The 13,032-nt window shown below is 35.2% G+C and carries 7 protein-coding genes; all 7 read left to right on the plus strand.

The features are described from left to right. The first annotated feature begins 345 nt into the window (after positions 1-345). Positions 346-1,434, plus strand: coding sequence for a glycoside hydrolase family protein (locus BLT30_RS01420; RefSeq protein WP_089870800.1), 1,089 nt, complete (start codon positions 346-348; stop codon positions 1,432-1,434). A 303-nt stretch (positions 1,435-1,737) separates the two neighbouring features. After that, positions 1,738-3,087, plus strand: coding sequence for a hypothetical protein (locus BLT30_RS01425; RefSeq protein WP_089870802.1), 1,350 nt, complete (start codon positions 1,738-1,740; stop codon positions 3,085-3,087). A gap of 349 nt (positions 3,088-3,436) precedes the next feature. Continuing rightward, complete coding sequence (locus BLT30_RS01430; protein WP_089870804.1) at positions 3,437-7,921, plus strand: PKD domain-containing protein; 4,485 nt, start codon at positions 3,437-3,439, stop codon at positions 7,919-7,921. Positions 7,922-7,998: 77 nt separating this feature from the next. Then, positions 7,999-9,057, plus strand: a complete 1,059-nt coding sequence (locus BLT30_RS01435; protein ID WP_089870806.1) for an acyltransferase family protein — start codon at positions 7,999-8,001, stop codon at positions 9,055-9,057. A gap of 63 nt (positions 9,058-9,120) precedes the next feature. Continuing rightward, entirely contained in the window at positions 9,121-10,245 is a 1,125-nt protein-coding gene (locus BLT30_RS01440; RefSeq protein ID WP_089870808.1) for an EpsG family protein, read from the plus strand. 6 nt (positions 10,246-10,251) lie between these two features. After that, entirely contained in the window at positions 10,252-11,820 is a 1,569-nt protein-coding gene (locus tag BLT30_RS01445) for an EpsG family protein (RefSeq protein ID WP_089870810.1), read from the plus strand. A 138-nt stretch (positions 11,821-11,958) separates the two neighbouring features. Beyond that, positions 11,959-13,029 (plus strand): formimidoylglutamase, encoded by a 1,071-nt coding sequence (locus BLT30_RS01450; protein WP_089870812.1) that lies wholly within the window; start codon positions 11,959-11,961, stop codon positions 13,027-13,029. The last annotated feature ends 3 nt before the right edge of the window (positions 13,030-13,032 follow it).

Raw genomic sequence — 13,032 nt, forward strand, 5'->3', positions numbered from 1 at the left:
GCAAGTGCGAGCGTGACGCTCGCACCAGCGGGGGGTCTTGAGATATTTATGATTTTAATAATTCAAATATAACCACAATTCCCAATTCACCCAAAAACACTCACCTCCCACCGCTGGCGCAAGCATCTTGCTTGTGCCTATTTATTATAGATACGAGCGAGATCATTATAAAGTAATTTGAAAACAATATCAATGGGAATGGGCTTTAGCCCATTCAATCGGAAAATAGAAAAGTGGCTTTAGCCTAAATTTGGGCTAAAGCCCGACGCTATTAATACTAATACCATCAAACCGCAGGACACTTCCTCAACCCAATTCCTATAACTTAGCTGAAAATCATACAAAATGAATACATCCAAAGACTTTAGCCGAAAAGATTTTCTCCAAACCTCTGCATTGGGAATGGCTGCGGTGTTTTTTGGTTCGTCATTCACCAAAGGATTTGATTTTTCTGATAAGCCTTATTTCAATTTGAAACCCATTGGGCGACAGTTTTCTTTGGAAGGTTATTATATCTGGTGCAGCTCTCCAATCTGGGGAGAAGACGGGAAGGTTCATCTGTTCTACTCTCGATGGAAAAAAGAAAAAGGAATGGGTGGTTGGATCAAAGGTTCTGAGATCTGTCGTGCAGAAGCGGATTCGCCATTTCATCCATTCGAGCATAAGCAGGTTGTGCTTTCTCCGAGAGGGGAAGGGTTTTGGGATGCGACCACTTGCCATAATCCACTCATCAAGAAAGTTGGTGACGAGTATCTGTTGTTTTTTATGGGGAACTCCAACGGAAAAACCAATACCAAAAGGATAGGCTTGGCAACTTCCAAAACTCTGGATGGCGATTGGACTCGACCGGACAAACCATTGCTTCTTCCGGGAAAAGAAGGTGCCTGGGATGATCATTGTACCACCAATCCTGCTTTTGTGAAAGGCAACGATGGAAAATATTGGCTGTTCTACAAATCCTGGAACACGCAGGAATATGAAACGCAAAAAGGCTCCGTCCGGGGTAACCGAAAATACGGACTCGCAAAAGCAGATTCTCCAACCGGACCTTACGAGAAAGTGTCTGAGAATCCTGTCATCGATTTTTCTAACCAGCCGGATAATGCTCAATTGGAAGATGCTTTTGTATGGAAAGAGAAAGGCGAATTCCATATGATAGCAAGGGATATGGGATTTTATAACCACGAATATGGTTTGCATCTCATTACAAAAGATGGCATTAAGTGGACAAAACCGGAGATCGCCTACCTGGATATGAAAAGCTATATCCATGAACCAACTCCTCCGAAACACCTTAATCGATTTGGAAGATTGGAACGTCCGATGTTGCTGTTGGATAAAGATGGGGAAACGCCTCGGTTTTTATTTGGAGCAACTCAGGGTGGGGAATTCGAGACTTCTACTACTTTTGTGTTTGAGATTCTGAATAAGTAGTTTAAACACAAAGTTCACAAGGTTTTTATTTAATGAATTTGGTTTAAGTTCACGAGGATTTGACTTCGTCAATTTTGGTTTGCTTTGGGATTAACTTTGTGTCTTTTTAAAAAACAAAAAATTCACACTAGATTTTCTGTAATTCTTACATTTTTTAAGTACATAAGGTTCACATTATTAATTTTTGTGTGCTTTGTGAAAAACATTGTGCCTTTGTGTTTAACCAAAATCACAAAAAATTAATGAACATTCTGAAGTTTTATTAATATTTTTGACAATTAAAAACAAGAAAACACATTTTGAATGGGAGAAAAATTACAATGGGCCAATCTTAAAAGCTTTCCTTGGCTGGTCTTTTTTGTTGCGATATTCATTTGGGTCGCGATTGCTGGTGCTAATTTTTATTATCAGAACAATGGCGGTTACACAGGAACAGGTATTCTTTTCCCTATTTCTGTCATCTATCCCAATCAGTTTCTTTGGAGTGGATTTGTCTTTGCTTTTCTGTTTTTAGTTTTCGGTATTTTTGCTTTTAAGTATGCCGAAAAACTGAATGTGTATCTTCTCTTTTTGATTGCTATTGTTTTGGTTTTATTAGGGAATCTGAGTCAAGGAGATTTTGATATTGCTTTCCTCCGGCCATTTTATTTTAAAGGAAGACAATATTATGCTGATGCCATCAACATTACCGACGGACAGATTTGGCTGAGAGATTTTGCGAAGAATCTCGAGCAATTTCAAATGCACACCAAAACGCATCCTCCATTTGTGACGCTTTTGCATTTTTGGATTCTGAATATTTCTAATATCGAGACTTTGGCCATTGTATTTTTTGCCATTGGGTGTTTATCATTTCCATTGTTTTATCAGGTTTTAGTCTATCTCGGCTTTGAAGAAACAAGAAGGAAATGGATGCTGCTATTGTTTGCGGTGATCCCTTCTGTCAATATTTATCTTTTGGTTTCGATAGATGCATTGGTTTTAACTTCAACATTGATTTTCCTGTTAGGATTTGCGAAGATTTTTCATCAGAAAAAAATTGATGCTATTTCTTTTTTATTGATTTCTTCAGGATTGGTTTTGACTAATCTTTTAACATTCTCAGGATTGTTCTTATTTGCATTTTTAGGCTGTGTCAGTTTCTATTTTTTATTGAAGGGGAAATGGAATTTTGTTTGGCTGAGCCTGATGAGTGTTGCTGTTTTTGTCTTGGCTTTTGCAATTATTTATATTACTACTGGATATGATCAATTAGAAACATTTTTATTGGCTTCTCATTCTGAAAATCCTGATGGTTTCAGACTGTTTCATCAGCCATTTGTTTATCTGATGACAAGGCTGGAAGATATCGGCGAGATATTTCTGTTTTTGTCTTTCGGTTTTTTAGCAGTCTTCTTTTCCAGGAAAAATGGAACGGAAGTTTTTGAAAACCGAAATATTAATATCCTCTTTTTTTCAGCCATAACAGCCATTTCCGCAATGCTTTTGACTGGAGCATATGGAACGGGAGAGACGGCAAGAGCTTGTTTGTTTTTGGTTCCTTATTTCTTGGTTTTATTGAAGGATATTAATTCTAACCAATTCAAAGTCCTTTTCTATCTATGTATTTTCCAGACTTTCGGGATGCAGATGATCGGTAATTTTTATTGGTAAATATTAATTAACGTGAGTTCGATATAAAAAATTTACAAATTGATTGATAATCAATTTATTACATTTTATAAATTGTGTCGGGCTTCAGCCCGATGTAAAGATTGCGGTTCAAAATGGGCTTTAGCCAAATTGATGATATATTTTGGCTAAAGCCTATTTTTCTTTCCGAATCATTAAAATAGGCTAAAGCCCATTCCTATTGATATTTTTGCATTATTCTTAAATCGAACTCACGCTAATTCTAATTATATTCCATTGTTTTCTCGATAAAAAATGCCAAATTCTAAATTCATGCGATAGAATTTGGCTCAGTTTCTTATTTTAGATTAAATTTGCAAAAAATAAACAAATGATGAAATTTTACACTATTACCATGGTGTTTTTTGCTCTGTTTCTATATGGGCAAAAACCAGTTTCTAAATTTTCTGCTAGTTCTGCTTCCTCAGGAAGTAATATTACAGTCAATTACAACAACGAAAGTACAGCGAGTCCGACTTCCTATTCGTGGGAATTTTCTGGTGGTACACCTTCAACTTCAACAAGTGCTAGCCCGGCAGTAAGTTATTCCGGTCCGGGTACTTACTCAGCAAAACTTACGGTTAGTAACGCTAACGGAAGTTCTATGTCTACCAGAACTATTAAAATTGAATCGGGAGCTTCGTCCAGAATCTATCTTAACACAGGCTATGATAACCAGAGCAATACATTGTTGGGAGATATTGGGATTTCTGATCCGGATTGGACCTATACTGCTCCCAATGGGACTGTATCGACGCCTATTACCAGGTATGCGGCATCCGGCTGGTCTTTTGCCCAAATAACTACGGGGTTGCTGGAAAGCCGATGGATCACAGGTAATAATACAATAACCGGTTATCATTATTACGTAAGCAAAACTGTTGAGATTCCGGCAAATGTTACAACTGCTGTTTTGAATTTAAGGTGCCTTTCTTTTATAAGAAGCTGGACGTATCTTGTAAAGGTCAATCCTGACAATACAACTACGGAAACACAAATTACCAATACTACTGGAACCACGAATGGATGGCTGAACAGCCAGAATGCACTGGTCTCTAACTATCCTTTGCAGGCAGGCACCAAATATTATATAAAGGTCAAAGCCTATACCAATACAGCAGGGCAAAGACAGGCAGTGGATGTGAATGCACAAATTGATTTTGGGAATGTCCTTACACTGTCTCCAAGAGCTGACTTTTCGGCAACGCCACTTACAGCAACTAATGGAGCTTCTGTACAGTTTACAAATCTTTCGGGAGGAACTCCCGTTTCCAATAGCTGGAGTTTTCAAGATGGTACAAATGTTATCAACTCAAGTTTGGCAAATCCATCTGTAATATTTAACAATACAGGTTTTCATGATGCTGAATTAATTGCAGATTATGGGAATGGCATGACGTCTTCTCTTAAGGTTAATGAATATATCGAAACTGCTGCAGAGCCAGATTATACATTGGCACCGAATAGTTATATTTTTACAGGTAAGGATGAAACAGGAAATGATGTAGATGGAATATATATACCTGTAAGAAAGGCTTATCAAATGTGGAAAAAAGGAAGATATATGCAAAATGATGATGGGATATTTACACCAATTAATGAAAATGATCAAGTCTCAGCTTCTGTTTTTTGGGAAGATGTCAATGGTTTAGTAAAATCAACATCTATTGAAGGAGTTGGCGAGAAAGCTAGAATTAGAGTATTGATAGATAAAACTAAGGGAGAAGGAAATGCTAGTATTGCGATTAAAGTAAACAATATTATATATTGGACATGGCATATTTGGGTAACGGATAACCCAGAAAATGGTGCTATATATGGACAAGGTTTTGAGACTAATATTTCAAATCAACCATTTTATCCCCAATATATGGATAGAAATTTAGGAGCTACTAGTGCAAGTTTCTTGGGAAATGATTGGCATAAGTCAGGTGGACTAATGTATCAATGGGGAAGAAAAGATCCCCTTCCGCCATTAGAATATAAAGACGGGTCATATTATGAAATTACCGGAGATATTGGTAGTATTAGGCATGAGAATGCAGCATTGGTCACGTCTAAAATGCCAGTAAAGTATAGAGGATTAGATACTAATACAAATAATATTAATGGAAATATAAGATATTCTATTAATCATCCAATTGACATAATTGCACACAACTTAAATGATGGTACATGGTTTTCGAGCCAAGAATATAAAATTAATAATACAAATACTGAATTAATAGAGACTTGGGATTTGTGGTCTGATAACAGAAAGGGTTTGCATAGCAATGCATCTAGTGATGATGTTACAGTCGCAATGGATAGTAAATCATATGAATTGAAATCCGAATTTGATCCATGTCCAAATGGTTGGAGGGTACCATCACATTATGGAAGGAATACCAGTAATAATAATCTAAATCCTTTAGGTAGGCATCAAGGAAATGATGATGATCATAATTTGTCTTACAGCCAAATATATCCAGATTTGGTTAATGACGCTTTGTTGGGGGTTAAAGCTTATACAGGTAGAGGAATAGATTTTAATGGCACCAATAATCGTAAAATAGGAATTATACCTACTAGCGGAAATTATGTATTCTATCCGGCAAATGGAAATACCACTGCAAAAGTTGTGTATCAGGACCAAAGCTCAGATGCTATTTTGCTTACTGCAACTTATGGAATTGGAGGAAGTAGGGAAACGATTATTCATAGTGATGGTGAAAGGACAGATGTATCTAGTACTGGATGGAATGGAATTTATGTGAATCAAACAACAAAAACAAATAATGCTGGAGCGGTAAGATGCATGAAAGATCCAAACATGGCGTTATTACCAGATTTTTATAAAACAGATTTTGTCGCATCAACAGATACAGATACCACAGATTACAAATCATGGATCAAAGAACCAAATAGTTTTGTGGTGATGACTGGCGAAACATCTAATGCCTCGGCAATGGATAAAGAGCTAAAAATCAGTCTAAAAAAAGCATACGCGATGCATAAACTTTACCTTTCTGAAAATAAAGAAATTCCGTTAGGAAATATGAATACAGGAAGTGTAGTTTGGAGTGACAATCCAGATTTGGTAAAAAAAATTGAGATTATTGGAGTATACCCTGATCAGGAAATGAAAATTACAATAGCTGCGGGAAAGAAAGGGAATGCTGTTGTCGCTTTTCATAAAGGTGATAATGGAGTTTGGGGTACTTCTAATCCGGATAAAGTTCTATGGAGTTGGCATATCTGGGCTCCAGTCACAGATCCATTATTAGAAGAAAGTCAAATAACCTATACTACAGAATCTGTTGAAAATGGCGGAATTATACCTACTACAAGCGGACATATAATTAATTCAGCTAAAGGAGGTACGCCACTTACTACCACTTTTATGGATAGGAATTTAGGGGCTCTCCAGTCATTACCATCGGTACATGGAGGAGAAACTAATCTGGCATATAAAACACAGATACAACAATCAGGAGGACTTCATTACCAATGGGGAAGGAAAGACCCAATACCAACATTCCATTATCCGGGAGGTGCTCAATCTCAAGGAAATGTTAGTTTTCCTTACATTACAGTTGCACCCACGTATAATATATTCAGGCAAACAGGATTAAATGCTTCAGGAAATATTGTTTATTCTAGTCCAATTACTGATGCTATATATAGCTCCACTGATGAAAACCTTGGATATTCAAGAGAATGGGGTCTCTATAAATCTTACGCTGGAATTGCAACTGCTGATAAGAAAAATGAAAAAATAAGAAAAGTAATAAAATACGCTACAGAAAATCCCTTATATTTTCTTTTCAGGTCTAAAACCGGGAATGAACTTGGGATAGAAGATTTGGGTTCTTTGGCTACAAAATCGACACAGGTAAAAGATTGGATTTCCGACGAAAATGGCTTGGCTCAAGACAGATGGGGACATGCTACAGAAAAGTCACCTTATGACCCTTGCCCGGGTGGTTGGAGAGTACCAGATACTGCCGGGGCTATTTTATTCGCTGCAGGAAATAATGGTTCTTACGCAAAAGGATCTTCACCTTGGTTTTACAATGGCTATAATACGACAAGCGGTTTTACAAATTATGGAATACAGCAAAGTACAATAAGTGATTTAACAGGAAGTGCAGCGAACAATAATATGAATGTTAGACAATATCCAGGTGTTACCCTAAGAACATTTACTGATGGTGTAATGCCAACCATCAGAGCCGGATGGGTATTTAACTTTTCTGGTTCCAAATATAATATTGGTAATATTCCAACTACTGGTATCAGGGGAATACTTGGAGGAAATGATTGGAAAAACATTAGAACTGATTTTCCTGCTGCAGATAATTATAAATACCAAACAGGTCTGTGGACGAGTTCCCCTGCAGATTATTATACAGGTTACGCAATTGGTCTAAACCTTAGCAGTGTTTCTGGTAATGGAGGTAAACTAGCTTCCGGTACTGGGTTTTATCCACAAGCTGCAATGGGTGTGAGATGTGCAAAGGATACTGAAAGGTATATGGGAGATTTACCATATACTGTTACTTCAAATAAAACAAAACTTAGTTTGGTTATTCCTCCTAAAATTTCCGAGAATGATTCTGAGGTAGACATTTTTCCTAATCCTGTAAAAGATTATATACATGTTAATTTTAAAAATAATAAAGAATCTGAGTATGTAATTTATGATATGGCGGGGAGTATTTTGAAAAGAGGAATTATTTCTGAGGGTAAAATTAATATTTCTGATTTGACAAATGGTGTTTACATTTTAAGCATTAAAAATATTTCTAGAATATTCAAAATAATCAAGCAATAAGTAGTAAAACTATATATAAAGCAAAAAAACGGGTTGGTGGAGTTTTCTGCCAAGCCGTTTTGGTAATTTAAAAAGATATGCTAAACAATTTAACTGGGTTACGCTTTTATGCTGCCTTTTGGGTATTTCTATATCATTTTTTTCCAGTCTATACTACAATTCCTAAAATTGTTTTTTTTGAAATAGGGTATTTGGGAGTAGATGTTTTTTTTATTTTAAGTGGTTTCATTCTTACTTATGTTTATTATGATAAATTCTTTGTCAATAAAATAAGTCTCAGAGATTATTATGGTTTCATTATTAAAAGATTTGCTAAGATTTATCCTTTACACTTTATAATAACACTGATTTTCATTCCCCTGCTTTTTGTGGGGAAATATATTTTTCACCAAGAAACACTGAATGTTTATCCGGATACATTAGTAAATAATTTTTTGTTGATACATGCCTGGAGTACTACAGATCACTATTCTTGGAATTTTCCTTCCTGGAGTATCTCTGCGGAATGGTTTGCTTATGTTTTCTTATTTGTGCCTCTTGCGTTAGTATATAGAAAAAGTAGAGTTCTGTTTTTGTCAATAAGTATATTGGTTATATTGTTATTTCTATGGAAATGGTTTCAAATTCCAAATTTTACAGTGGATCGTTATACAATGAATGGTCTACCTCGTATTATCCCGGAGTTTTTTATAGGAATTATGATAGGTGTTGTAAGAAAAAAAATAACCATTGCCAGACTTCAGGCGTCTGTTTTTTTTGGTTTCAGCTTATTGTTTTTGTTTGCCGTTTTTTCTTTTAACTACTACCCACAACAACTGTGTGTATTTGGTTTTTCAGGTGTGATTCTTGCTTTGTCATACAAAACTTTTTTTGATTTTCTTTTCTGTTCAAAGAAAATGATTTATCTAGGAAATATCTCTTATGCTTTTTATTTGACACAATTTCTTAGTTTGATAATTTTTGAACAGATATTCAGAGTTATATTTCCTGGAGATGCGGATCAACTTTACATAGACATGATAAAGTTTTTACTAGCATTCTGTCTTAATCTTTTCTTTGCTTCCATAAGCTATCGGTATCTTGAGGAGCCACTAAGGTTAAAAATTATAAACAAAACACAGAAAAGAATAAAATGATTTTAAAATAAGATTTATCTTTGTGACCATTGGACCCCTGACGATTATATATAAAGACTATTCATGATAGTATTACATCCTGTATTCACAATTTTATTTATTCTAATAATTCTGTTTAGTTTTCAGGAAGTTTATAGTAATGAAGAAAAAAAGACACCCGTTGCTAGTTGGTTAGTAGCAATTTGTTTGATTCTATTTTCTGGTCTACGAGGTAATGTGGGTGCAGATTATCCTGTCTATCGTTCATTTTATTCTCTGTATTTTCCTACATTAGATTATTCGCAGATTTATGATAGAATGCTTTTTCGTCAATCGGCCATAGACATCGAATGGATGTACGTATTACTGAACAAAATTGTTTTTGCATTTGGTGGCCCTTTTCAATCATTCACCTTAGTTAGTGCAATTATTACAATTGGTATGAAGATGAGGATGTATTACCAGAACTCGGTTTATCCAATATTTACGGTTCTGTTATTCTTTATCCCAGGTTTTTTTATTGCTGACAGTGGTCACATGAGGCAGGCATTAGGGATGACAATGTGCGTCTTCTCCTATCAATTCATAAAAGACAGGAAAATATGGTGGTTTCTACTATGTTTGTACATCGCATATGGATTTCATAAATCCGCAATCATATTTTTACCAGCATATTGGCTCGTGCTTATCCCGCTTAATTCTAATAGGATTTTTTATGCGATTATAATAAGTGTTATCTTGTCTCCTCTCCATGTATATGACCTGTTTTCTTCTTTTCTTGGTAGCCTTAACTTGCAAGATGTGTCCAATGGTTATAATGGCTATATTGGATATGAGGACAAAGCGTCTAGTTTTATGGATGGTACTATGGTGCTTAATGCTTTTCTACTTATAGCTTATGATAAGTCAGCTTGTAAAAAGATTTGGTATTATGAGTATATGAGAAATATCGTGGTGATGGGAGTCTGCTTGTATTTCATATTCAGAGATAATCCAGTGTTTTCAACAAGACTGGTCGGGGTTTATATTGGTTTTTCATGTTTGATAATACCAAATATCATTGCCTCTCTCAACTTGAATATAAAGCGGTTATGGCATTTCTTTTTTGTCGCGTTCATGATTTTCTACTACTTTGTATTTGCTTCATATCAAGGTAAGGCGGGGCGTTTTACACCAGAAACATATAGAAATTTCCTTTGGAGCAATTAATTTGAAATGATGAAAAAAAACATAGCACTTTTAATATTATTTCTGATTCTTGGATTGTTGATTTTTTACAATATTCAGGTTGTTGTGGATTTCGCAGGAAGATATATTTATCCTTTGGATGATGCTTACATTCACCTTTCTATGGCGAAGAATTTTGCGGAATTTCAAACTTGGGGAATCACACAATACGAGTTTTCTTCCACAACATCTTCTCCTCTTTTTACATTTTTATTAGCAGTTCTGATTAAAGTTTTTGGAAACTGGGAATACATTCCTTTGATTGCTAATAGTGTGGCAGGAATTGGATTAATTTTAATTTTTCATCGATATCTCAAACAATTTTCTCAATCAACTTATATCATCATATTGTCATTTGTCGTTTTATTAATGCCTCTGCATCTGATGATTATGACAGGAATGGAGCACGTTTTCCATACATTGGCGATGATTTTGGTTTTACTCGGATTTCAAAAATATCTTGAAGATAAAGCACCAAGAAATTTCTCGAATCTCGCTTTGTTTGCGATTATCGCAGTAGGTTTCAGGTATGAAAGTTTGTTTTTCATTTTCTTCATTTGTGTTTACCTTTTCTTTGTTAAGAAAAATTATGTTATCAGCATTGCTTTAGGACTTTTTGCAATCACTCCAGTTTTAGTTTATGGTTGGATTTCCATTGAGCACGGTTCATTTTTCCTGCCTAATTCTTTAATTTTAAAAGGAAATACCAATGACGGAATTGTCGGATTCTTAATGCGAGTGGCAGGAAATGCCTATCGTGGGATTTCAGTTTCGATATTGATTTTAATTTTATTAATTCAGATTTTCAGAAACATAAAAACTCAAAAATTATCAAATTCTACAACTCTCCAGCTTCCCAAAAATGCTGTTCCTTTTGTGGTGTTCTGTGGATTTGTGGTTCATCTTTTGTTCGCGAATTTTGGTTGGCTGATTAGATATGAGTCTTATTTGGTTGTCGTTATTTTATTTGCGCTTATTCCTTTCGTTGATGAGGTTTTTCATAAAAATGCTACTAACAAAATTCTAAAATTCGGAACCGTTTTTATTTTATTGATTACATTTTATATGAGATTCGGAACAATGCTGGATAAACAAAAAATCGCTTCTAAGAATATCTTTGATCAACAGATTCAGTTAGCAAATTTTCTTCATCAATATTACAGGAACTCGAGAGTTGTTGCCAATGATATTGGTGCGATTACTTATTTTAATAACATTCATCTTTTGGATACTTATGGTTTGGGAAGTATCGAAGTGGCAAAATTGAGAAAGAATGACCACGGAAAGTTTCTGGATAATAAAAATCTTCAGAATTATGTTGCTGAAACCGCAAAAAATGAAATGTTTGATGTGGCTTTGGTTTTTGATGAATGGGTAAAAATGCCGGATTATTTTTCAAAAGTTGGAACGCTCACGATTCAGAATAATTATATGTCCGGAGGAACTACGGTTTCTTTTTATTCTGTGCAGAAAGAAAATACACTTAGACTTAAGAATCAGCTGATTCAATTTTCTAAGGAAACGCCAAAAGATGTTATTGTAAAAATTGTAAAATAAATTGAAACGCGAAGTCGCAAGATTTTAAAAATATTATAGAAATAAAGTCGCTAAGTTTAATAAAAACGGGAGTTGGTTTTTGCGACTTAGAAACGACTGAGATAAAAAAATTTCCGTCTTTGCGATAAAAAATAGATTATGGAATTTGAAGACTTTATCATTGCACCAAAAAAGATCCGAACAGAGAAATGGCAGATCGGAGACAAGATCATCAATGAAATCAAGGAAGACAGCATTGTGCTGCTTTTTGTTTCAGATTACAGAGGAGCCGACGGAGATGCAGAAAGTCAGAATTTTACAGGCATAAGAAGAGAATTTTACAAATTATCTCAACTTGATTTTGAGATTCCGATAGTGGATCTGGGAGATCTGGTTTCCGGAAGAACGCCACAGGATTCTCATTATATTTTGCAGGAAGTTCTTTCGGCCTGTCATTACAAAGGTGCGATTCCCGTGATTGTTGGTGGAAGCAATGATTTTGCTTTTTCGCTTTTTTCTGCGCTTAATTTTCATCAGAAAAATATCAATTATACGCAAATCAGTAATATCGTTTCTTTGAAACAAGATGAGGAAATCCACGAATCCAATTTCCTGAGCAAAATACTAGGTTCCAAAAATTTCTCTATAAAAAATTATCATCATCTCGGTTATCAGAAGCATTTGAACGAAATGGACTCTGTGAAACTCATCAAAGAAGTTCAGTTCGATATTATCCGATTGGCAGAAATGATGAACTCTACAGAAAAAACGGAACCTTATTTCCGAAAAGCAGATCTGGTAACGATTAACTGTGACGCGGTTGAAAGTTTTGGCGAAGCTTTTTCTATGAATCCACAAGTGAATGGACTCAACAGAAGGGAAATCTGTGCTTACATGAAAGAAATAGGTTTGAGTGAGAGACTGAGATCTGTAGGGGTCTTCAATTATAATATCTATTCTGATTCTCAGCTCAATCATCAGCTTTTGGCACAGATGATCTGGCATTTGATAGAAGGGGTCAATATTCAGAAATCGCATCCGAAAGAGAAATCTTACGAGACCTTTTACGTTTTGATCAATGATTCTCAATATGCTTTTAAAAGAGAGGTTTTCAGCAATCTTTGGTATTTTGGAGAAGATGAGGATATTGATAATTGCATCCCTTGTTCGCGTTCTGATTTTGATGAAGCTAAGCGAGGTTTTCTAAGTCCTAGATTTACAAGAAATTAATTT

Source organism: Epilithonimonas hungarica, from assembly GCF_900102265.1.
Classification (GTDB): Bacteria; Bacteroidota; Bacteroidia; order Flavobacteriales; family Weeksellaceae; genus Epilithonimonas; species Epilithonimonas hungarica.